General features: G+C 41.3%; 16 protein-coding genes, 5 rRNA genes and 1 riboswitch (1 of these 22 running past the window's edge). Of the genes, 20 read left to right on the top strand and 1 reads right to left on the bottom strand.

Annotated elements, in window-relative coordinates:
* Together NST60_RS08615 and rrf (NST60_RS08610) are read left to right on the top strand one after the other, a co-directional pair.
* Positions 1-1,673: ribosomal RNA gene (locus tag NST60_RS08615) — 23S ribosomal RNA — on the top strand; it begins 1,265 nt to the left of the window's first position.
* Positions 1,674-1,763: 90 nt separating this feature from the next.
* Positions 1,764-1,880 (top strand): 5S ribosomal RNA (rrf, locus tag NST60_RS08610).
* Positions 1,881-2,049: 169 nt separating this feature from the next.
* On the opposite strand, the gene NST60_RS08605 is transcribed toward rrf (NST60_RS08610), so the two are convergent.
* Positions 2,050-2,349, bottom strand: coding sequence for a winged helix-turn-helix transcriptional regulator (locus NST60_RS08605; RefSeq protein WP_016205471.1), 300 nt, complete (start codon positions 2,347-2,349; stop codon positions 2,050-2,052).
* A 373-nt stretch (positions 2,350-2,722) separates the two neighbouring features.
* On the opposite strand from NST60_RS08605, the gene NST60_RS08600 reads away from it, so the two are divergent.
* The 18 genes from NST60_RS08600 to purD all read left to right on the top strand — a co-directional run bounded on the left by NST60_RS08600 (position 2,723) and on the right by purD (position 23,740).
* Positions 2,723-3,547 carry an aldo/keto reductase gene (locus tag NST60_RS08600; RefSeq protein WP_341098659.1) on the top strand — a complete coding sequence of 275 codons (825 nt, stop codon included), beginning with the start codon at positions 2,723-2,725 and terminating at the stop codon, positions 3,545-3,547.
* A 415-nt stretch (positions 3,548-3,962) separates the two neighbouring features.
* A 16S ribosomal RNA gene (locus NST60_RS08595) occupies positions 3,963-5,512 on the top strand.
* Positions 5,513-5,990: 478 nt separating this feature from the next.
* Positions 5,991-8,929, top strand: a 23S ribosomal RNA gene (locus tag NST60_RS08590).
* A 90-nt stretch (positions 8,930-9,019) separates the two neighbouring features.
* A 5S ribosomal RNA gene (rrf, locus tag NST60_RS08585) occupies positions 9,020-9,136 on the top strand.
* The 16S, 23S and 5S rRNA genes sit together here, the layout of an rRNA operon.
* A 467-nt stretch (positions 9,137-9,603) precedes the next feature.
* On the top strand, positions 9,604-10,149 hold the full coding sequence (locus tag NST60_RS08580; protein WP_169187772.1) for a DUF2179 domain-containing protein: 546 nt from the start codon (positions 9,604-9,606) through the stop codon (positions 10,147-10,149).
* The gene (locus NST60_RS08575) at positions 10,142-10,339 is read left to right on the top strand and encodes an NETI motif-containing protein (protein ID WP_016205028.1); all 198 of its coding nucleotides are present in this window, start codon (positions 10,142-10,144) and stop codon (positions 10,337-10,339) included. Before NST60_RS08580 ends, NST60_RS08575 begins: the two co-directional genes overlap by 8 nt.
* Positions 10,340-10,446: 107 nt before the next feature.
* Positions 10,447-10,548, top strand: a riboswitch (purine riboswitch).
* A gap of 123 nt (positions 10,549-10,671) precedes the next feature.
* Positions 10,672-11,160 carry a 5-(carboxyamino)imidazole ribonucleotide mutase gene (gene purE / locus NST60_RS08570; protein WP_169187773.1) on the top strand — a complete coding sequence of 163 codons (489 nt, stop codon included), beginning with the start codon at positions 10,672-10,674 and terminating at the stop codon, positions 11,158-11,160.
* On the top strand, positions 11,147-12,301 hold the full coding sequence (purK, locus tag NST60_RS08565) for a 5-(carboxyamino)imidazole ribonucleotide synthase (RefSeq protein WP_016205031.1): 1,155 nt from the start codon (positions 11,147-11,149) through the stop codon (positions 12,299-12,301). Before purE ends, purK begins: the two co-directional genes overlap by 14 nt.
* Before the next feature lie 3 nt (positions 12,302-12,304).
* Positions 12,305-13,597: an adenylosuccinate lyase gene (gene purB / locus NST60_RS08560; RefSeq protein ID WP_016205032.1), complete on the top strand. Its 1,293-nt coding sequence runs from the start codon at positions 12,305-12,307 to the stop codon at positions 13,595-13,597.
* Between the two features lie 134 nt (positions 13,598-13,731).
* Complete coding sequence (gene purC, locus NST60_RS08555) at positions 13,732-14,451, top strand: phosphoribosylaminoimidazolesuccinocarboxamide synthase (protein ID WP_328021448.1); 720 nt, start codon at positions 13,732-13,734, stop codon at positions 14,449-14,451.
* Positions 14,444-14,698, top strand: coding sequence for a phosphoribosylformylglycinamidine synthase subunit PurS (gene purS, locus NST60_RS08550; protein ID WP_016205034.1), 255 nt, complete (start codon positions 14,444-14,446; stop codon positions 14,696-14,698). The genes purC and purS overlap by 8 nt, the downstream gene beginning before the upstream one ends.
* Positions 14,695-15,381, top strand: a complete 687-nt coding sequence (gene purQ, locus NST60_RS08545; RefSeq protein WP_328021451.1) for a phosphoribosylformylglycinamidine synthase subunit PurQ — start codon at positions 14,695-14,697, stop codon at positions 15,379-15,381. Before purS ends, purQ begins: the two co-directional genes overlap by 4 nt.
* The gene (gene purL / locus NST60_RS08540) at positions 15,365-17,581 is read left to right on the top strand and encodes a phosphoribosylformylglycinamidine synthase subunit PurL (RefSeq protein WP_328021452.1); all 2,217 of its coding nucleotides are present in this window, start codon (positions 15,365-15,367) and stop codon (positions 17,579-17,581) included. Before purQ ends, purL begins: the two co-directional genes overlap by 17 nt.
* Positions 17,566-18,978: an amidophosphoribosyltransferase gene (gene purF, locus NST60_RS08535; RefSeq protein ID WP_016205037.1), complete on the top strand. Its 1,413-nt coding sequence runs from the start codon at positions 17,566-17,568 to the stop codon at positions 18,976-18,978. Before purL ends, purF begins: the two co-directional genes overlap by 16 nt.
* A gap of 87 nt (positions 18,979-19,065) precedes the next feature.
* A complete protein-coding gene (purM, locus tag NST60_RS08530; RefSeq protein ID WP_169187777.1) occupies positions 19,066-20,097 on the top strand; it encodes a phosphoribosylformylglycinamidine cyclo-ligase in 1,032 nt (343 codons plus the stop codon).
* A gap of 16 nt (positions 20,098-20,113) precedes the next feature.
* Complete coding sequence (purN, locus tag NST60_RS08525; protein ID WP_016205039.1) at positions 20,114-20,698, top strand: phosphoribosylglycinamide formyltransferase; 585 nt, start codon at positions 20,114-20,116, stop codon at positions 20,696-20,698.
* Between the two features lie 57 nt (positions 20,699-20,755).
* Positions 20,756-22,291 carry a bifunctional phosphoribosylaminoimidazolecarboxamide formyltransferase/IMP cyclohydrolase gene (purH, locus tag NST60_RS08520; protein ID WP_169189596.1) on the top strand — a complete coding sequence of 512 codons (1,536 nt, stop codon included), beginning with the start codon at positions 20,756-20,758 and terminating at the stop codon, positions 22,289-22,291.
* Between the two features lie 192 nt (positions 22,292-22,483).
* Complete coding sequence (gene purD, locus NST60_RS08515; protein WP_016205040.1) at positions 22,484-23,740, top strand: phosphoribosylamine--glycine ligase; 1,257 nt, start codon at positions 22,484-22,486, stop codon at positions 23,738-23,740.
* The last annotated feature ends 267 nt before the right edge of the window (positions 23,741-24,007 follow it).

Genomic DNA, 24,007 nt, shown 5'->3' with positions numbered 1-24,007 from the left:
CGTAAGGACTGGTGGAGCGCTTAGAAGTGAGAATGCCGGTATGAGTAGCGAAAGATGAGTGAGAATCTCATCCACCGAATGCCTAAGGTTTCCTGAGGAAGGCTCGTCCGCTCAGGGTTAGTCGGGACCTAAGCCGAGGCTGAAAAGCGTAGGCGATGGACAACAGGTTGATATTCCTGTACCACCTTTAAATCATTTGAGCAATGGGGGGACGCAGGAGGATAGGGTAAGCGTGCTGTTGGATTAGCACGTCCAAGCAGTTAGGCCGGTAATGAGGCAAATCCCATTACCATATGGCGGAGCTGTGACGGCGAGGGAAATATAGTACCGAAGTTCCTGATTCCACACTGCCAAGAAAAGCCTCTAGCGAGATTTATGGTGCCCGTACCGCAAACCGACACAGGTAGGCGAGGAGAGAATCCTAAGGTGAGCGAGAGAACTCTCGTTAAGGAACTCGGCAAAATGACCCCGTAACTTCGGGAGAAGGGGTGCTCTTTTGGGTGTTAAAGCCCGAGAGAGCCGCAGTGAATAGGCCCAGGCGACTGTTTAGCAAAAACACAGGTCTCTGCGAAGCCGCAAGGCGAAGTATAGGGGCTGACACCTGCCCGGTGCTGGAAGGTTAAGAGGAGGGGTTAGCACGTGTAGTGCGAAGCTCTGAATTGAAGCCCCAGTAAACGGCGGCCGTAACTATAACGGTCCTAAGGTAGCGAAATTCCTTGTCGGGTAAGTTCCGACCCGCACGAAAGGTGTAACGATCTGGGCACTGTCTCAACGAGAGACTCGGTGAAATTATAGTACCTGTGAAGATGCAGGTTACCCGCGACAGGACGGAAAGACCCCGTGGAGCTTTACTGCAGCCTGATATTGAATTTTGGTACAGCTTGTACAGGATAGGTAGGAGCCTTGGAAGCCGGAGCGCCAGCTTCGGTGGAGGCATTGGTGGGATACTACCCTGGCTGTATTGACATTCTAACCCGCACCCCTGATCGGGGTGGGAGACAGTGTCAGGTGGGCAGTTTGACTGGGGCGGTCGCCTCCTAAAAAGTAACGGAGGCGCCCAAAGGTTCCCTCAGAATGGTTGGAAATCATTCGTAGAGTGTAAAGGCACAAGGGAGCTTGACTGCGAGACCTACAAGTCGAGCAGGGACGAAAGTCGGGCTTAGTGATCCGGTGGTTCCGCATGGAAGGGCCATCGCTCAACGGATAAAAGCTACCCCGGGGATAACAGGCTTATCTCCCCCAAGAGTCCACATCGACGGGGAGGTTTGGCACCTCGATGTCGGCTCATCGCATCCTGGGGCTGTAGTCGGTCCCAAGGGTTGGGCTGTTCGCCCATTAAAGCGGTACGCGAGCTGGGTTCAGAACGTCGTGAGACAGTTCGGTCCCTATCCGTCGTGGGCGTAGGAAATTTGAGAGGAGCTGTCCTTAGTACGAGAGGACCGGGATGGACGCACCGCTGGTGTACCAGTTGTCTTGCCAAAGGCATCGCTGGGTAGCTATGTGCGGAAGGGATAAGTGCTGAAAGCATCTAAGCATGAAGCCCCCCTCAAGATGAGATTTCCCATAGCGTAAGCTAGTAAGATCCCTGAAAGATGATCAGGTTGATAGGTCAGAGATGGAAGCGTGGCGACATGTGGAGTTGACTGATACTAATAGATCGAGGACTTAACTAAAAAACTCTTAGCGTAAGCTAAGAAAGATTACTTATTTCTTTCTTTTACTTCATAATCTAGTTTTGAGGGAATAACCTCAAAATAAAATAGTCTGGTGGCGATAGCGAGAAGGTCACACCCGTTCCCATACCGAACACGGAAGTTAAGCTTCTCAGCGCCGATGGTAGTTGGGGGTTCTCCTCCTGTGAGAGTAGGACGTCGCCAGGCAATTAAAAAGACCTAAAGGCTTATTGCTTTTAGGTCTTTTTGTATACTATAAAAAGTGATCTTTCTAAATGAATAATGGTAGACCTGACAAATGCTCTGTTATTTTGATGAGTATATAGATGGGATACCGTTTTTAAATGAAGTTTGCTTTATAAACTTATTAAATAGATTATGCCCATTCTGCAGCCCATTTTTTCATTTCCTTTAATACACTATGAAAGGATTCTCCTTTTTCCGTAAGAGAGTATTCGACAGTAATAGGAACTGTGGGTATAGCTGTTCGAATAATAATCCCTTTCTTTTCTAAATGTTTAAGCGTTGTAGTTAAAGAATTAGGGCTTATCCCTTCAATGGACCTCCGTAATTCATTAAAACGTTTTGTCCCTTCAAATAATTCTCTTAGCACTAGAAAAGACCATTTATTTCCGATGATATCTAGTGTTTTTTCAATTGAGCATGGAATTTCCATTCTATACCTCCTACTTAATAATTCATAGTAAGTTAAATATAAGTAACTATGTCATAAAAATTTCACTACTTACATTATTATATTAAGTCTTGTAAAATATCAATCAAGTAAACCTAGTAGAGTATTCCTTAAAATATTATGCAGCGATTTAGCAAGTTGAAATAGGAAATATACCAATTTAATTGAAGTTGTCCTCTAAGGGGGTGGTTTTGGTTATACATAATCTTTATTGGATAAATTGAAGTGAAGGATAAACTTAATGTTTAATCGATTGTATCTGATAGCGAATAAGGAAGAGGCTAGTATTTGTACGTATGAGTTAATTATAAGGATGATAGTAAAAAGATAAACTTACAAAAAGGAGAAATGAAAAATGGAATTTGTTACATTAAATAATGGTTTAAAAATGCCTCAATTAGGTTTTGGTGTTTGGCAAGTTGCAGATGAGCAAGCAACTAGTGCAGTTGCAAAAGCACTAGAAGTAGGTTATCGCTCGATTGATACGGCAATGATTTATAAAAATGAAAAGGGTGTAGGGAAAGCAATAAAAGAATCTTCTGTTCCCCGTGAAGAGTTATTTATTACAACAAAGGTTTGGAACAGTGATCAAGGTTATGAAAATACATTAAAGGCTTTTGATGAAAGTTTAGAAAGATTAGGTCTTGAATATGTGGATTTATATTTAATTCATTGGCCAACTCCTCAATTTGATGGTTATGTGGATACATACAAAGCTTTAGAAAAATTATATAAGGATGGAAAAGTGAAGGCTATTGGAGTTTGTAACTTTGAAATTGAACATTTAGAGCGGATATTAAATGAATGTGAAGTAAAACCTGTTCTAAATCAGGTGGAATGTCATCCATACTTAGCTCAAAAGGAACTAAAGGAGTATTGTGCAAAGCATGATATTTTTGTAGAAGCGTGGAGTCCGTTAGATCAGGGTGGAGAAGTATTGCAAGATGAAGTGATTAAAAATATTGCAGATGTACATAAAAAAACACCAGCTCAAGTTGTATTGCGCTGGCATTTACAAAACCATACAATTGTAATTCCTAAGTCTGTTACTCCATCAAGAATTGAAGAAAACTTCCAGGTATTTGATTTCGAATTAGATGTAAATGAAGTGAATTCGATTAATCAATTAAATATTAATAGACGTAAAGGGTCTCACCCTAACGATATGCATGTCCGCTAGAATATTGCCTTTCTCTATGAAATAATGAAGGTAGTTTGTTGGGAGAAGGGGTTATTTCTCTCTTCTCCTATATAATTTAATTTCAGAGATGTTTATTTTAAAATTAGGAATAATTTATTTTTATTTTTTTTGAATAAACTGCTGACAAAAGGGTAATAACCTGTTATTATATAAAAGTTGCTTCTAAAAGCAACGCCGGTATGATAGTTTGACAGTTGAATTTTTTTTAAAAAAGTTATTGACTTTCAAATGAACATTGTGATATTATATAAAAGTTGCCTCTGATAAGCAACAAACAAATTGCTCTTTGAAAACTGAACAAACAAACGTCAACAATAATCGTTTTATAACGAACGTTATAGAACAAAAACAAGTAACAAAAAAGCTAGAGTTTAGCAATGAGCTAATCAACTCTTTATTGGAGAGTTTGATCCTGGCTCAGGACGAACGCTGGCGGCGTGCCTAATACATGCAAGTCGAGCGGACTTTAAAAGCTTGCTTTTAAAGTTAGCGGCGGACGGGTGAGTAACACGTGGGCAACCTGCCTGTAAGACTGGGATAACTTCGGGAAACCGGAGCTAATACCGGATAATTCTTTCCACCACATGGTGGAAAGCTGAAAGACGGCATCTCGCTGTCACTTACAGATGGGCCCGCGGCGCATTAGCTAGTTGGTGAGGTAACGGCTCACCAAGGCAACGATGCGTAGCCGACCTGAGAGGGTGATCGGCCACACTGGGACTGAGACACGGCCCAGACTCCTACGGGAGGCAGCAGTAGGGAATCTTCCGCAATGGACGAAAGTCTGACGGAGCAACGCCGCGTGAGTGATGAAGGTTTTCGGATCGTAAAGCTCTGTTGTTAGGGAAGAACAAGTACAAGAGTAACTGCTTGTACCTTGACGGTACCTAACCAGAAAGCCACGGCTAACTACGTGCCAGCAGCCGCGGTAATACGTAGGTGGCAAGCGTTGTCCGGAATTATTGGGCGTAAAGCGCGCGCAGGCGGTCCTTTAAGTCTGATGTGAAAGCCCACGGCTCAACCGTGGAGGGTCATTGGAAACTGGGGGACTTGAGTGCAGAAGAGAAGAGTGGAATTCCACGTGTAGCGGTGAAATGCGTAGAGATGTGGAGGAACACCAGTGGCGAAGGCGACTCTTTGGTCTGTAACTGACGCTGAGGCGCGAAAGCGTGGGGAGCAAACAGGATTAGATACCCTGGTAGTCCACGCCGTAAACGATGAGTGCTAAGTGTTAGAGGGTTTCCGCCCTTTAGTGCTGCAGCAAACGCATTAAGCACTCCGCCTGGGGAGTACGGCCGCAAGGCTGAAACTCAAAGGAATTGACGGGGGCCCGCACAAGCGGTGGAGCATGTGGTTTAATTCGAAGCAACGCGAAGAACCTTACCAGGTCTTGACATCCTCTGACACTCCTAGAGATAGGACGTTCCCCTTCGGGGGACAGAGTGACAGGTGGTGCATGGTTGTCGTCAGCTCGTGTCGTGAGATGTTGGGTTAAGTCCCGCAACGAGCGCAACCCTTGATCTTAGTTGCCAGCATTAAGTTGGGCACTCTAAGGTGACTGCCGGTGACAAACCGGAGGAAGGTGGGGATGACGTCAAATCATCATGCCCCTTATGACCTGGGCTACACACGTGCTACAATGGATGGTACAAAGGGCAGCAAAACCGCGAGGTCGAGCAAATCCCATAAAACCATTCTCAGTTCGGATTGTAGGCTGCAACTCGCCTACATGAAGCTGGAATCGCTAGTAATCGCGGATCAGCATGCCGCGGTGAATACGTTCCCGGGCCTTGTACACACCGCCCGTCACACCACGAGAGTTTGTAACACCCGAAGTCGGTGGGGTAACCTTTTTGGAGCCAGCCGCCTAAGGTGGGATAGATGATTGGGGTGAAGTCGTAACAAGGTAGCCGTATCGGAAGGTGCGGCTGGATCACCTCCTTTCTAAGGAAAATGGAATTTACATTCCATCATGGATTGTTGACGATTTGTTGTTCAGTTTTGAGGGAGCAATTAATTCCTCAAAACAGTAAGAAGTTTGAGGGTAAAGAGAAACAAGTAGATCAAGGAAGTGCCTGAGTGAGCACCGGAGCGTACGACAGTACGTGAGGAGCAGAGCAAAGAAGCTGACGAAGAGATGCGAAGTTTATCTTTAGCCGAAATTGTTCCTTGAAAACTAGATTATGAATAGTAAAAACAAGAAAGAAACCGAGTAATCGCCATCTTAGATTCTCTATGTTAGAGAATTATTTCTTTGAAAAGTAATCGTATTAAACGAATACCTATTCAAAGAATGGAGGGTAAAGAGAAACGAGCAGGTCAAGGAAGCGACGGAGCGAGCACCGGAGCGTACGACAGTACGTGAGGAGCAGAGTGAAGAAGCTGACGAAGAGATGTGAAGTTTATCTTTAGCCGACAACTAAGTTAAGTTAGAAAGGGCGCACGGTGGATGCCTTGGCACTAGGAGCCGATGAAGGACGGGATTAACACCGATATGCTTTGGGGAGCTGTAAGTAAGCTTTGATCCAGAGATTTCCGAATGGGGGAACCCTCTATCCGTAATGGGATAGAATCTTTACCTGAATACATAGGGTACTGAAGGCAGACCCGGGGAACTGAAACATCTAAGTACCCGGAGGAAGAGAAAGCAAACGCGATTCCCTGAGTAGCGGCGAGCGAAACGGGATTAGCCCAAACCAAGAGGCTTGCCTCTTGGGGTTGTAGGACACTCTATATGGAGTTACAAAGGAACGGGGTAGACGAATCGATCTGGAAAGGTCAGTCGTAGAAGGTAAAAACCCTGTAGTCGAAACTTCGTTCCCTCTTGAGTGTATCCTGAGTACGGCGGGACACGAGAAATCCCGTCGGAAGCAGGGAGGACCATCTCCCAAGGCTAAATACTCCCTAGTGACCGATAGTGAACCAGTACCGTGAGGGAAAGGTGAAAAGCACCCCGGAAGGGGAGTGAAATAGATCCTGAAACCGTGTGCCTACAAGTAGTTAGAGCCCTTTTATGGGTGATAGCGTGCCTTTTGTAGAATGAACCGGCGAGTTACGATTACATGCGAGGTTAAGTTGAAAAGACGGAGCCGCAGCGAAAGCGAGTCTGAATAGGGCGAAATAGTATGTGGTTGTAGACCCGAAACCAGGTGATCTACCCATGTCCAGGGTGAAGTCCAGGTAACACTGGATGGAGGCCCGAACCCACGCACGTTGAAAAGTGCGGGGATGAGGTGTGGGTAGCGGAGAAATTCCAATCGAACTTGGAGATAGCTGGTTCTCTCCGAAATAGCTTTAGGGCTAGCCTCAAGATTGAGAGTATTGGAGGTAGAGCACTGTTTGGACTAGGGGCCCCCATCGGGTTACCGAATTCAGACAAACTCCGAATGCCAAATACTTATTCTTGGGAGTCAGACTACGAGTGATAAGATCCGTGGTCAAGAGGGAAACAGCCCAGACCACCAGCTAAGGTCCCAAAGTATACGTTAAGTGGAAAAGGATGTGGAGTTGCTTAGACAACCAGGATGTTGGCTTAGAAGCAGCCACCATTTAAAGAGTGCGTAATAGCTCACTGGTCGAGTGACTCTGCGCCGAAAATGTACCGGGGCTAAACGTATCACCGAAGCTGTGGATTGACATCTATGATGTCAGTGGTAGGAGAGCGTTCTAAGGGCGTTGAAGCTAGACCGTAAGGACTGGTGGAGCGCTTAGAAGTGAGAATGCCGGTATGAGTAGCGAAAGATGAGTGAGAATCTCATCCACCGAATGCCTAAGGTTTCCTGAGGAAGGCTCGTCCGCTCAGGGTTAGTCGGGACCTAAGCCGAGGCTGAAAAGCGTAGGCGATGGACAACAGGTTGATATTCCTGTACCACCTTTAAATCATTTGAGCAATGGGGGGACGCAGGAGGATAGGGTAAGCGTGCTGTTGGATTAGCACGTCCAAGCAGTTAGGCCGGTAATGAGGCAAATCCCATTACCATGTCAGCTGAGCTGTGACGGCGAGGGAAATATAGTACCGAAGTTCCTGATTCCACACTGCCAAGAAAAGCCTCTAGCGAGATTTATGGTGCCCGTACCGCAAACCGACACAGGTAGGCGAGGAGAGAATCCTAAGGTGAGCGAGAGAACTCTCGTTAAGGAACTCGGCAAAATGACCCCGTAACTTCGGGAGAAGGGGTGCTCTTTTGGGTGTTAAAGCCCGAGAGAGCCGCAGTGAATAGGCCCAGGCGACTGTTTAGCAAAAACACAGGTCTCTGCGAAGCCGCAAGGCGAAGTATAGGGGCTGACACCTGCCCGGTGCTGGAAGGTTAAGAGGAGGGGTTAGCACGTGTAGTGCGAAGCTCTGAATTGAAGCCCCAGTAAACGGCGGCCGTAACTATAACGGTCCTAAGGTAGCGAAATTCCTTGTCGGGTAAGTTCCGACCCGCACGAAAGGTGTAACGATCTGGGCACTGTCTCAACGAGAGACTCGGTGAAATTATAGTACCTGTGAAGATGCAGGTTACCCGCGACAGGACGGAAAGACCCCGTGGAGCTTTACTGCAGCCTGATATTGAATTTTGGTACAGCTTGTACAGGATAGGTAGGAGCCTTGGAAGCCGGAGCGCCAGCTTCGGTGGAGGCATTGGTGGGATACTACCCTGGCTGTATTGACATTCTAACCCGCACCCCTGATCGGGGTGGGAGACAGTGTCAGGTGGGCAGTTTGACTGGGGCGGTCGCCTCCTAAAAAGTAACGGAGGCGCCCAAAGGTTCCCTCAGAATGGTTGGAAATCATTCGTAGAGTGTAAAGGCACAAGGGAGCTTGACTGCGAGACCTACAAGTCGAGCAGGGACGAAAGTCGGGCTTAGTGATCCGGTGGTTCCGCATGGAAGGGCCATCGCTCAACGGATAAAAGCTACCCCGGGGATAACAGGCTTATCTCCCCCAAGAGTCCACATCGACGGGGAGGTTTGGCACCTCGATGTCGGCTCATCGCATCCTGGGGCTGTAGTCGGTCCCAAGGGTTGGGCTGTTCGCCCATTAAAGCGGTACGCGAGCTGGGTTCAGAACGTCGTGAGACAGTTCGGTCCCTATCCGTCGTGGGCGTAGGAAATTTGAGAGGAGCTGTCCTTAGTACGAGAGGACCGGGATGGACGCACCGCTGGTGTACCAGTTGTCTTGCCAAAGGCATCGCTGGGTAGCTATGTGCGGAAGGGATAAGTGCTGAAAGCATCTAAGCATGAAGCCCCCCTCAAGATGAGATTTCCCATAGCGTAAGCTAGTAAGATCCCTGAAAGATGATCAGGTTGATAGGTCAGAGATGGAAGCGTGGCGACATGTGGAGTTGACTGATACTAATAGATCGAGGACTTAACTAAAAAACTCTTAGCGTAAGCTAAGAAAGATTACTTATTTCTTTCTTTTACTTCATAATCTAGTTTTGAGGGAATAACCTCAAAATAAAATAGTCTGGTGGCGATAGCGAGAAGGTCACACCCGTTCCCATACCGAACACGGAAGTTAAGCTTCTCAGCGCCGATGGTAGTTGGGGGTTCCCCCCCTGTGAGAGTAGGACGTCGCCAGGCAAATGAAAAGACCTAAAGGCTTATTGCTTTTAGGTCTTTTTTTGAACGTTAGCAAACTAAATAGCTAATAGATAGTTTGGAACATAAATATCATGATTTGCTCATATCTTTGTGATTTTGACCATATATTTTTTGGTGGATCATATTGTGATCTTTGGATTATATCGTATTAGACCTATTCCCTCAACTAAAGGCCTAATAGGTGGATGCTAACAAAATAGTACATACTTATTACTCTTCATCATATCTTTTCTTATAGAAACAACAAAAATCCTTCACACTCGTTTTTCAATTAGAACTAAGCCACCATATTACACATAAAAAAATCCGACTTTCTTCTATTATATAGGAACTTTTCAGATTTATCTGTCTTTTGTCAAGGGAGATAAAATTGTTTACTTCTCTCGCATTAGGTAATTATAAGTATGATATAGGAATTATAAATACATATGGGAGTGAGAAAATGTATGTTTGAAAATAGTGCTACAATGATATTTATTATTCTCGTAATTAATATTGTTTATGTTTCTTTCTTTACGATACGGATGATACTAACTTTAAAGGGGCAACGTTATCTAGCTGCCTTTATCAGTATGATAGAGGTAGTCGTTTATGTTATTGGTTTAGGATTAGTTTTAGATAATTTGGATCAAATTCAAAACTTGATTGCCTATGCGGTTGGATATGGAATAGGAGTCGTAGTTGGAATGAAGATTGAGGAAAAGCTGGCTTTAGGATATATTACTGTTAATGTAATAACGAAGGAATATGATCGTGATTTGCCCAATTCCTTAAGAACAAAAGGTTATGGTGTGACTACGTGGGCAGCACAGGGCTTGGAAGGTGACCGTATGTCCTTGCAAATATTGACTCCGCGAAAATATGAATTAAAATTATATCAAACAATTAAAGAACTAGACCCAAAAGCATTTATTATTGCATATGAGCCTAAAACAATTTATGGCGGATTTTGGGTGAAAAGTGTCAAGAAAGGAAAATTATTTAATGAGTAAGAAAAAAAGATTTGAAGTGCAAACAAATGAGTCAATTAATGACTGTTTAGACAGAATGAAGAAGGAAGGTTATACACCGATAAAGCGATTGGAAAAGCCTGTTTTTAAAGAAGTAAAGGGGAACGGTCATATGACTTATGAGCCAGTATCACAGCAAATAATCTTTGAAGCTGTACAGTTAGAAAGTTAAATCACGAACAATAAAAATGAATTTATATTAATCGTTCGACATTTACTGTTGACAACATATAAATATGCTTGTTAAGATGGTATAGTGTTAGTAAACAAGATAATAAATAAAATTAATTGAATAGCCCTCATATAATAATGGGAATATGGTCCATAAGTTTCTACCCAGTAACCGTAAAATACTGGACTATGAGGGAAAGTGAATGAAAAAGAGCTGAAAAAAGTAGAAGTTTATTTTTTTCAGGTTTATTAAGCTCTGGACAGATACTTTCTCTCTTTTAGTGTAGAAGTTTTCTGTCTAGGGCTTTTTTAAATGGAATCAGGAGGGAGAACATGACCGCATCTGTTGGTGTTATCATGGGGAGTAAATCAGATTGGGAAACAATGAAACATGCTTGTAGCATATTAGATCAGCTAGAAGTAGCCTATGAGAAAAAAGTAGTCTCAGCTCATCGTACTCCTGACTTAATGTTTGAATATGCCGAAAGTGCTAGAAATAGAGGGATTAAAGTAATTATTGCAGGAGCTGGCGGAGCAGCACACCTTCCAGGAATGGTCGCAGCTAAGACGACTTTACCAGTTATAGGAGTCCCTGTTCAATCAAAAGCTTTAAATGGACTTGATTCCTTATTGTCAATTGTACAAATGCCTGGAGGAGTTCCTGTTGCAACTGTAGCAATTGGAAAAGCAGGTTCTACAAATGCAGGACTTCTTGCAGCCCAAATAATTGGAACTACAGACTTAGGATTAGCAGAAAGACTTTTTTCCATGAGAGAAAGAACGAAAAAAGAAGTGATGGAAAGTAGTGATGAGCTTGTCTAATAGAATAATACTGCCAGGTCAAACAATTGGCATTATAGGTGGCGGCCAGTTAGGGCGTATGATGGCAATTGCAGCAAAAGCACAGGGATTTAGAATTGCCGTGTTAGATCCTACAGAAGACTCACCTTGTGGCCAGGTAGCTGATTATAAAATTGTAGATGCCTATGATAGTCTATCAGCAATTAAGAAGTTAGCGGAAATTAGTGATGTCATTACGTATGAATTTGAAAATATAGATGCAGCTTGTCTCGATTGGCTAACGAACAATACTTATGTTCCACAAGGCTCTGCCTTACTTGAAATTACGCAGGATCGTGTGAAAGAGAAACAGGCAATAGAGCAAGCTGGTATCAAAATAGCTCCATATGTTGTTGTCGAAAAAACGAGTGATATTTATAATGGAATAGCACAATTAGGCTATCCAGCTGTTTTAAAAACAGCGCGTGGAGGTTATGATGGAAAAGGTCAATATGTTATTAGAGAAAGCAGTCAAATAACAGATGCGGAAAAGCTTTTAAATAGTGGTGTTTGTGTATTAGAAAAATGGATTCCTTTTGAAAAGGAAATATCAGTTATTATCACGAGAAGTGGAAAAGGAGAATCTACAGTTTTTCCAGTAAGTGAAAATATCCATCTTAATAATATTTTACATGAATCAATTGTTCCAGCTCGAATTAGTGACTTCGCAAAGGACTTAGCGATAGAAAAAGCGAGCAAGTTAGCTGAGTACTTACATTTAGTAGGAACGCTAGCTGTAGAAATGTTCTTGACGGAAGCCGAAGAGATTTATATTAATGAGTTGGCTCCTAGACCACATAATTCGGGGCATTATACAATTGAGGCATGTGAAACCTCACAGTTTGAGCAGCATATCCGTGCAGTGTGTAATTGGCCGTTAGCAAGTACTAGATTACTAAGACCTGCTGTCATGGTTAATATTCTCGGTCAACATCAAGCTCAGGTGGTTGATAAGATTCCAGATTTACAGGACTGGAAGATTCATCTTTACGGAAAAGAAGATCCAAAGGAAAATAGAAAGATGGGGCACGCTACATTGCTTCGTTCATCTGTTGAAATTGCATTAGATGAAATCGAGAATATGGACATATGGAATGTACAGACAGAAAAAATCGGAGGATAAACAATGATTGATCGTTACACAAGACCAGAGATGGGAAACATTTGGACAGAGGAAAATCGCTTTAAAGCATGGCTAGAGGTAGAAATTTTAGCCTGTGAAGCTTGGGTAAAACTTGGTGAAATTCCAGAAGAGGACGTAAAAAAAATTCGCGAAAATGCTTCATTTGATATCGAGCGTATTAAAGAAATTGAGCTAGATACAAGACATGACGTTGTAGCATTTACAAGAGCAGTATCGGAAACACTTGGAGAAGAAAGAAAATGGGTACATTATGGTTTAACTTCTACAGATGTAGTAGATACGGCCCTTTCTTACCAAATTAAACAAGCAAATGAGATTTTATTAAAAGATGTCGAGAACTTTATTGAAGTACTTAAGAATAAAGCACAAGAGCATAAATATACCGTTATGATGGGCCGTACACATGGGGTACATGCTGAACCAACAACATTTGGTTTGAAGCTTGCTCTATGGCATGAAGAAATGAAACGTAATTTAGAAAGATTTAAAGCGGCAGCTGAAGGGATTGAATATGGTAAGATTTCTGGTGCAGTAGGAACTTATGCTAATATTGATCCTTTTGTAGAGCAATATGTATGTGAAGAATTAGGATTGAAACCTGCACCGATTTCTACACAAACGTTGCAACGCGATCGTCATGCAGATTATATGTCTACTCTAGCATTAATCGCTACTTCTATTGAAAAATTCGCAGTAGAAATTCGCGGATTGCAAAAAAGTGAAACGAGAGAAGTAGAAGAATTTTTTGCTAAAGGACAAAAGGGCTCTTCGGCTATGCCACATAAACGTAACCCAATCGGTTCAGAAAACATGGCAGGACTTGCTCGTGTTATTCGTGGCTATATGCTAACTGCTTATGAAAATGTGCCTCTATGGCATGAAAGAGATATTTCTCATTCTTCTGCAGAGCGTATTATTATTCCAGATGCAACAATCGCATTGAATTACATGTTAAACCGTTTCAGCAATATCGTGAAAAATCTAACTGTATTCCCAGAGAATATGAAACGCAATATGGATCGTACCCTTGGCTTAATTTACTCACAACGAGTATTACTTGCTCTAATTGATAAGGGGCTTACAAGAGAAGAAGCGTATGACACTGTGCAGCCAAGAGCAATGGAATCATGGGAAAAGCAAGTACCATTCCGTCAGTTAGTAGATAACGATTCAGTAATTTCCTCTAAGTTAACAAAAGAAGAAATTGATGATTGCTTTGATTACCATTTCCATATTAAACATGTTGATACAATTTTTGATCGACTTGGATTATAAAAAAATAGAGCTGTCAATAAAATGACGGCTCTCATACAAAATTTAAAATCAGAAAAAATTGAATTTTAAGTAAGGTATTGCAAGTATGAATTTTTCGTTTTATCCCTAATTTTTTTGATAAGGAGACTCTTCAAATGGAAAAGAGAGCTTTATTGTATGAAGGAAAAGCAAAAAGAGTGTATGAAACTTCGGATGAGAATATTGTGTGGTTGGAATATAAGGATTCCGCTACTGCTTTTAATGGTGAGAAGAAAGCAACTATTACAGGCAAAGGTCGATTAAATAATGAGATTACTAGTCTACTATTTTTAAAGTTAAAAGACTTTGGTATTCCATCACATTTCGTAGAAAAATTGTCTGAAACAGAGCAGCTTGTAAAGAAAGTGGACATAATTCCATTAGAAGTAGTTGTTCGTAATTTAGCAGCGGGCAGTTTCTCAAAAAGATTAGGAATAGAAGAAGGCATTCCGTTATCAAAGCCGTTGGTTGAATTCTATTACAAGGATGATGCGTTAGGTGACCCAATGATTACGGAAGACCATATCGAAGAATTAAAGCTTGCGGATATAGAAGAAGTTGCCTTTTTAAAGAAAAAGGCACTCGAAGTAAACGAAGTATTAAGTGGATTTTTCGGAGACTTGGGAATTAATTTAGTTGATTTTAAGTTGGAATTCGGAAAAGACAAAGAAGGAAATATTCTACTTGCTGATGAAATTTCTCCAGATACATGCCGCCTTTGGGATAAAGAAACCAATGCGAAATTAGATAAGGATGTATTTCGACGTGATTTAGGAAATCTAACAGATGCTTATGAAAATATTTTAGCGAGACTAGGGGGCAGTCAACATGTTTAAAGTTAAAGTATATATCACCTTAAGAGAAAGTGTATTAGATCCACAAGGAAATGCAGTGAAGGGGTCGTTGCATTCATTAAATTATAAAGAAGTAGAAGATGTACGTATCGGAAAATACTTAGAATTAACGATTGATAAATCTGAAAGAAACATTGATGAGCTGGTAAAGGAAATGTGTGAAAAGCTGCTTGCTAATACGGTTATTGAAGATTACCGCTATGAGGTTGAGGAGGTTGTTGCACAGTGAAGTTTGCAGTAATCGTGTTTCCAGGATCCAATTGTGATGTGGATATGTTTCATGCGGTGAAGGATGAGCTTGGAGAAAACGTAGAATACGTATGGCATGATACAGACAGTTTAGAAGGCTTTGATGGAATTTTGCTGCCGGGGGGATTTTCCTATGGAGACTATCTTCGTACAGGAGCGATCGCAAGATTCAGTAATGTAATGAAAGAAGTAGTGAAAGCAGCAGAAGCAGGCAAGCCGGTTCTTGGTGTATGTAATGGATTCCAAATACTATTAGAAGCAGGTTTACTACCTGGTGCCATGAGAAGAAATGAAAGCTTAAAGTTCATCTGCAAGCCAGTAGAACTAAAAGTAACAAACAATAATTCCATGTTCTCCTCTGAATATAAAGAAAACGAAGCAATTACCGTACCAATTGCACACGGAGAAGGCAATTACTACTGTGATGAGGAAACATTGGCGAAATTGAAAGCAAATAACCAAATCGTATTTACTTATAATGGTACAAATCCAAATGGAAGTTTGGAGAATATTGCTGGAATCATGAATGAAAAAGGTAATGTTCTTGGGATGATGCCTCACCCAGAAAGAGCAGTTGATGAGCTTTTAGGCGGAGCAGATGGTCTGAAAATATTTAAATCAATCGTTAGTCAGTGGAGGGAAGCAAATGTCGTTAATGCTTGAACCAAGTCCAGAACAAATTAAAGCAGAAGAAATTTACAAACAAATGGGTGTGACGGATGAAGAGTTTGCGATGGTAGAAGGAATTCTCGGTCGCCTTCCTAACTACACAGAGATTGGACTATTTTCTGTAATGTGGTCAGAGCATTGTAGTTACAAAAACTCAAAGCCAGTATTGAAAAAATTCCCAATAACAGGGCCTCAAGTGTTACAAGGACCTGGTGAAGGGGCAGGAATTGTAGATATCGGCGATGGTCAAGCGGTTGCTTTTAAAATTGAAAGTCATAACCATCCGTCAGCAATTGAGCCATATCAAGGAGCAGCAACTGGTGTAGGTGGAATTATTCGTGATGTTTTCTCTATGGGAGCAAGACCAATTGCCATTCTTAACTCATTACGCTTCGGTGAATTAGATAATGACCGTACGAAATACCTTTTTAAAGAAGTAGTAGCTGGAATTGCAGGTTATGGAAACTGTATTGGGATTCCAACAGTCGGCGGGGAAATTGCCTTTGATGATTCTTATGCTGGGAACCCGCTTGTTAACGCTATGTGTGTTGGCTTAATTAATCATGAGGATATTAAAAAAGGGCAGGCACATGGAGTTGGTAATACAGTGATGTATGTAGGTGCTAAAACAGGCCGTGACGGTATCCATGGTGCGACATTTGCTTCTGAAGAATTAACAGAGAACTCCGATGAAAAGCGTCCTGCTGTACAAGTAGGAGATCCATTTATGGAAAAGCTTCTTTTAGAAGCATGTCTTGAATTGATTCAATCAGATGCATTAGTAGGTATTCAAGATATGGGGGCTGCAGGGCTAGCTAGTTCAAGTGCGGAAATGGCAAGTAAAGCTGGTTCAGGTATTGAAATGAATTTAGATTTAGTACCACAGCGCGAAACAGGAATGACAGCATATGAAATGATGCTTTCTGAATCACAAGAGCGTATGCTAATTGTTGTGAAAAAAGGAAGAGAGCAAGAAATTAAAGATCTTTTTCATAAATATGATTTAGAGGCAGTAGCAATTGGGGTTGTAACAGATGATAAAATGCTACGTCTTCTTCATAAAGGGGAAGTAGTTGCAAATGTTCCGGCAGATGCTCTAGCAGAGGATGCACCTGTATATCACAAACCATCTAGTGAACCTGCTTATTACCGCGAGTTCCAAGCAATGGAAAACTATATTCCTACTGTAGATAACTACGGAGAAACACTTCTTAATCTACTAAAACAGCCTACTATTGCAAGTAAAGAGTGGGTTTATGATCAATATGACTATATGGTTCGTACGAGTACAGTAGTTGCACCAGGTTCTGATGCAGCAGTGGTACGTATTCGTGGAACAAAGAAAGCATTAGCGATGACAACAGACTGTAATGCAAGATACTTATACTTAGATCCAGAAACAGGCGGTAAAATTGCAGTAGCAGAAGCAGCTCGTAATATCGTATGTTCTGGAGCAGAACCACTTGCTATTACAGACAACTTAAACTTTGGAAATCCAGAGAAACCAGAGATTTTTTGGCAAATTGAAAAAGCAGCAGATGGAATCAGTGAAGCTTGCTTAGCATTAAATTCGCCAGTAATCGGTGGAAATGTCTCTCTATATAACGAAACAAATGGAACAGCTATCTATCCTACTCCTGTTATTGGGATGGTTGGATTAATAAAAGATACGAAAGATATTACTACCCAAAGCTTTAAAGCAGCTGGTGACTTAATTTATGTGCTTGGAGAAACAAAAGCAGACTTTGGCGGAAGTGAATTACAAAAAATGCTAGAAGGTTCTATTTCCGGCAAGGCACCTTCCTTAGATTTAGAAGTGGAAAAAGCTTATCAAAAAGCAGTACTAGAAGCCATCCGTGCAGGCGTTGTAGAGTCCGCTCATGATTTAGCAGAAGGCGGTTTAGCAGTCGCAGTTGCAGAAAGCCTAATGAGCTCAAAAAATTTAGGAGCAAAAGTAGAGGTTACAGCTGATGCAGTAACAGCACTATTCAGTGAATCTCAATCACGTTTCTTGCTTTCTATTAAACCAGAAAACAAAGAAACTTTTGAAAAATTAGTTCCTGCTACACTAGTAGGAGAAGTGACAGATTCAACCGTTCTTACCATTAGCCAAGGGGAAACTATTCTAGTAAATGAACAGGTCGATTCGTTAACGGATGCCTGGAGAGGAGCTATTCCATGCTTGCTGAAATAAGAGGGTTAAATGAAGAATGTGGCATTTTTGGTGTTTGGGGACATGAAGATGCATCTCAATTAGCATATTATGGACTGCATAGTTTACAGCATCGTGGCCAAGAAGGCACTGGTATTGTGGCAACAGATGGGGAGAAGTTAAAAGGAATTAAAGGAGAAGGGCTAGTTTCAGAAATCTTCACCCAAGAAGCAATCAAAGAATTAAATGGAAAAGCGGCCATTGGACATGTACGTTATGCAACAGCAGGAGGCGGCGGATACGAAAATGTCCAGCCTCTTCTGTTCCACTTCCAAAGTGGAAGCATGGCACTTGCTCATAACGGAAATTTAGTAAATGCTACTGCTTTAAAAAGCCAACTAGAAGCGCAAGGAAGTATTTTTCAAACAAGCTCTGATACGGAAGTCCTTGCTCATTTAATTAGAAGAGGCGGATTTGCCGCGTTTAAAGAAAGAGTGAAAAATGCACTGACAATGATTAAAGGTGCGTATGCTTTTCTTATTTTAACGGAAACAGAATTAATGGTTGCCTTAGATCCAAATGGAATGCGTCCCCTTTCTTTAGGAAAATTAGGAGATGCTTATGTTGTTGCCTCAGAGACATGTGCCTTTGATGTGGTAGGAGCAGAGTTTATTCGTGATATTTTACCAGGAGAACTTTTAATCATCGATGATAATGGCTTCCGTTCAGAGATGTTCTCTGTCGCTTCTAATATCGCAATGTGCACAATGGAATATGTCTATTTCTCCAGACCTGATAGTAATATCAATGGGATTAATGTTCATACAGCACGTAAAAATCTTGGGAAAAGATTAGCACTTGAAGCACCAATTGAAGCAGATGTAGTCACTGGAGTACCAGATTCTAGTATTTCTGCGGCAATCGGATATGCGGAAGCAACTGGCATTCCGTATGAGCTTGGATTGATTAAAAATCGCTATGTTGGTAGAACATTCATTCAACCTTCCCAATCTCTTCGTGAGCAAGGCGTTAAGATGAAGCTTTCTGCTGTTCGCGGAGTGGTAGAAGGAAAAAGAGTGATTATGGTCGATGATTCCATTGTTCGTGGAACCACGAGTAGACGTATTGTGACGATGTTAAGAGAAGCAGGAGCAACAGAAGTACATGTACTAATCAGTTCTCCACCAATTAAAAATCCTTGCTTCTATGGAATTGATACATCAACAAAAGAAGAGTTAATTGCATCAAAATATTCAGTAGAAGAACTTCGTGAAATAATTGGAGCTGATTCTCTTATCTTCTTAAGTACAGAAGGAATGATTGATGCGATTGGTCGTACAGATGATGGAGAAAATAGAGGGCATTGTTTAGCCTGCTTTACTGGTAAATACCCAACTGAAATTTATCCAAATGCTGATCACCCATATGAAAAGGTGTAAGAATACGGAACATAAAAAAAAGAAAAAGCGGCATGAGTAGATGTCGCTTTTCCATTGAATCAAAACAGACTTTTTAGGAGGCACAAAATGGCTGAGGCTTATAAACAAGCAGGAGTTAATATAGAGGCAGGCTATGAAGCAGTAACAAGAATGAAAAAGCATGTGAAAAAAACAATTCGTCCAGGCGTGATGGGTGGATTAGGCGGATTTGGGGGCATGTTCGATTTATCTGTTCTAAATTTGCAAAATCCTGTTTTAGTATCAGGAACAGATGGAGTAGGAACAAAGCTAATGCTCGCTTTTATGCTGGATAAGCATGACACGATTGGAATCGATGCTGTGGCAATGTGTGTAAACGATATTGTAGTCCAAGGAGCAGAACCTATCTATTTCCTTGACTATATTGCTTGTGGAAAAGCAGAGCCTAGTAAGATCGAGGCGATTGTCAAAGGAATTGCAGACGGGTGTGAACAAGCCGGATGTGCCTTGGTTGGCGGAGAAACAGCGGAGATGCCAGGAATGTATGAGGAGGAAGAATACGATTTAGCAGGCTTTGCTGTAGGAGCTTGTGAAAAGGCAAATCTGATAACTGGCGAAACAATTCAAGCAGGTGATGTCTTGATTGGTCTAGCTTCTAATGGAATTCATAGCAATGGCTACTCCCTTGTACGAAAATTATTTTTTGAACAAGCTAATATGTCTCTATCTGATTATATCGAAGAATTTGGTTGTACATTAGGAGAAGAATTAATCAAGCCGACTAGAATTTATGTCAAACCAGTTCTTTCTGCTCTAAAGGAATTTGATATTAAAGGTCTCGCTCATATTACCGGAGGCGGATTTATCGAAAATATTCCAAGAATGCTTCCAGAGGGATTTGGAATGGAATTGGATGAATCGAATTGGGAAGTCCCAGCTGTCTTTAAAAAAATGGAGAAAATCGGCGGGATTGACCGCAAGGAAATGTATAACATTTTTAATATGGGAACTGGAATGGTCCTTGCTGTTAGTAAAGAAGAAGAGGAACAAGTAATTGCTCATTTTGCTCGTATTGGTGAAAAGGCTTATACAATCGGAAGAGTTACAGAGGATGGAGAAATAAAGATCATCCTCAAATAATGGTGGAGGAATGGAAATGAAGCGGATTGCTGTTTTTGCTTCTGGTAACGGATCGAACTTTCAGGCAATAGTAAATGCAGTAAAACGAAGCGAATTGAATGCTTCTATTACCCTATTAGTCTCTGATAAACCGGGAGCTTATGTTATTGATAGAGCGATGAAAGAAGAAATTCCCACCTTTGTTTTTGCAGCAAAGAATTATCAAGAAAAAGCAGACTACGAACGAGAAATTTTAAAACATCTAAAAACGAACAAGATTGACTTAATTGTTCTTGCAGGATATATGAGATTAGTAGGTGGTACGCTTTTACAAGCTTTTGCAGGAAAAATTATCAATATTCATCCGTCTCTTCTGCCAGCTTTTCCAGGTAAGGATGCAATTGGTCAAGCTTTAGAGGCAGGAGTTTCACAAACGGGCATTACGATTCATTATGTGGACGCGGGGATGGATACAGGACCAATTATAGCGCAAGAGGCAATTACTTTAACAGAAGAAGAAACAAGGGAAAGCATTCAGGAGAAAATCCAAGTATTGGAGCACCAACTATATCCAAAGGTAATCCAGCACTTGCTTTATAATAAAGAAGCTTTCCATCAATAGACGTACGGACATTATACTTAAGAAATTAACAGGCATGAAATATCAGGAGGAATAATGATGAAAAAAAGAGCGTTAATTAGTGTTTCTGATAAAACAGGTATTACAGATTTTGCAAAAGAGCTTCATGAATTAGGTTTTGAGTTGATTTCTACAGGTGGAACAAAGAAAGCCATTCAAGATAGTGGGATTCCTGTAATGAGTGTAAGTGAAGTCACTGGCTTTCCTGAAATTTTGGAAGGAAGAGTGAAAACTTTAAATCCGTATATTCATGGTGGCTTGCTTGCTAAATTTGATGAGCCTAGCCATGCTACACAATTAGAAGAACACAAAATTGACCCTATTCAAATCGTTTGTGTTAATTTATATCCTTTCCAACAAACGATTGCTAAGCCAGATGTAACAGTAGAAGATGCAATTGAAAATATTGACATCGGCGGACCAACAATGCTTCGTGCCTCGGCAAAGAATCATCAGTATGTATCAGTAGTGGTTGATCCTATTGATTACCAAACGGTTATTGCGGAATTAAAGCAAGATGGCGAAGTAGCTTTTGAAACAAGACGTAAACTTGCAGCGAAAGTATTCCGTCATACAGCTGCTTATGATGCGATGATTGCAGAATATATGACAGAACTTACGCAAGAGGAAACACCAGAGAAATTAACAGTTACATATGAACTAAAGCAATCTTTACGCTATGGAGAAAACCCGCATCAAAAGGCAGCATTTTACCGCAAGCCTCTAGGATCGGAATTTTCGATTGCAAACGCAACTCAATTACACGGAAAAGAACTCTCTTATAACAACATCAATGATGCAGATGCGGCCATTCAAATCGTTAAGGAGTTTACGGAACCTGCTGCTGTTGCTATCAAGCACAGTAATCCATGTGGGGTTGGAACAGGGAAAGATATTTTTACAGCTTTCTCTAAAGCGTATGAAGCAGATCCAGTTTCTATCTTTGGTGGCATAATCGCATTAAATAGAGAAGTAAATGCTGAGACTGCAAAAAAATTACATGAAATTTTCTTAGAAATTGTCATTGCTCCTTCTTATTCTCAAGAGGCATTAGAAATTTTACAAGGAAAGAAAAATATTCGATTATTGACGATTCCTTTTGGAACAGGCAGCAGTAAAGAAATGAAGTTTACTTCTATTGAGGGTGGGTTATTAACACAGGATTTCGATCGCTATTCTTTAGACGATGCAGCGATTACGATTCCTACAGAGAAGAAACCTACAGAGGAAGAATGGGAAGCACTGAAGTTCGGTTGGAAAATCGTGAAGCATGTTAAATCAAATGCCATTGTAGTAAATAACAAAGAAATGACGCTAGGTGTTGGAGCAGGCCAGATGAATCGCGTCGGTTCTGCAAAAATTGCGTTAGAGCAGGCTGGCGAAAAAGCGACTGGAGCAGTGTTAGCGTCTGATGCATTTTTCCCAATGGATGACACCGTTGAAGCAGCGGCGAAAGCAGGAATCACAGCTATTATCCAAACGGGTGGAAGTATTCGTGATGAAGATTCAATCAAGAAGGCAAATGAATATGGAATTGCGATGGTATTGACAGGAGTAAGACATTTCAAACATTAATATCTTCAACTGTTTTAGATGAGATTGTTACTTTAGGAGAGGAAAGATTGAGAACCGATAGACTCAGTCTCCTCTCCGCGGAAGCAAGTGTCTGTAGCGTAATGGAACGGAATTGTTCTTACCGTTAACTGACTGGATGAAAACAACAGAGTATACGAAAACAGCTATATCTTTAAGCTTGGGGGATACGTGATGAATGTACTTGTTATTGGCCGTGGTGGTCGGGAGCACGCGATTTGTACAAAGGTAAGCGAAAGTGACAAAGTAGAAACAGTTTTTGTAGCGCCAGGAAATGTCGGAATGACCGATGTGGCAGAACGAATTGCAATAAAGGAAACGGAGGTAGCGAAATTAGTTGATTTTGCCCAAACACAAAAAATTGATTTAACCATTGTTGGTCCTGAAGTACCGTTACTTCTTGGTGTAGTAGATCAATTTCAAGCTGCTGGCTTAAAAGTATTTGGTCCGAATCAACGTGCTGCTGAAATAGAAGGAAGTAAATCCTTTGCCAAAGATTTAATGAAGAAATACCATATTCCAACTGGAGAATACCAAACTTTTTCTGATTATGAGGCAGCGAAAGCATATATTGAGGAAAAAGGTGCACCAATTGTTATTAAAGCAGATGGACTAGCAGCAGGGAAAGGTGTAACTGTTGCAATGAATATGGAAGATGCATTGGCTAGCATAAAGGACATGCTTGTTGGTGAAAAATTCGGCAGCGCTTCTGAAACTGTTGTTATTGAGGAATTTTTAGCTGGTGAAGAATTCTCTTTAATGTCGTTTGTGAATGGAGAAACGGTGATTCCATTGGAAATTGCTCAAGATCATAAACGTGCCTTTGATGGAGACAAAGGGCCGAATACAGGGGGAATGGGTGCATATTCCCCTGTCCCGCACATTGATCAGAAAATCGTACAAACAGCCATTGAAACAATTGTGAAGCCAACTGCAAAAGCGATGATGGAAGAAGGCAGAACATTTACAGGCATTTTATATGCTGGCTTAATCGTGACAGACAAAGGTCCAAAGGTAATTGAGTTTAATGCAAGACTAGGGGACCCGGAAACACAAGTTATTTTACCGCGAATGAAGTCTGATCTTGTAGAAGTTATCTTATCAGTATTAAATGGAGAAACGCCAACTATTGAATGGTATGAAGAGGATATGATAGGTGTCGTCATTGCATCAAAAGGCTATCCAGATGCTTATGAAAAAGGCGCTGTTATTCAAGGTTTAGATAGAATGGAAGATGTCTCTATTTTTCATGCAGGAACGAACCTTAATGAAGATGGTGCATTTACAACAGATGGTGGACGCGTTTTGTTAGTTGCCGCGAAAAGCAAGACATTAAAAAATGCCCAGAATAAAGTCTATAAAGAACTAGAGAAATTAGAAAGCGATGGCGTTTTCTATCGTAAGGACATTGGATTTAAAGCAATTAAATAGGAGATGTCCCTGTATGTGGCACTTTATTGGTGATTGCATATGGGGATTTTTTTGTTGTTTTTGATAATTCAGTGCCCGAAAGTATGAAAAACAAAAGCAACGTAACAGGGAGGGCTCCTCAGTACCCGTAAGCATGAAAAACAAAAGCAAAAGGTAACAGAGAGAGCTCCTCAGTGCCCGTAAGCATGAAAAACAAAAGCAAAAGGTAACAGAGAGAGCCCCTAAGTGCCCAAAAGCATGAAAAATAAAAGCAATAGGCAACAGAGA

Origin of the sequence: Niallia sp. FSL W8-1348 (assembly GCF_038006745.1) — a bacterium.
Classification (GTDB): Bacteria; Bacillota; Bacilli; order Bacillales; family Cytobacillaceae; genus Niallia; species Niallia alba.
This window is presented reverse-complemented; position numbering and strand designations above follow the sequence as displayed.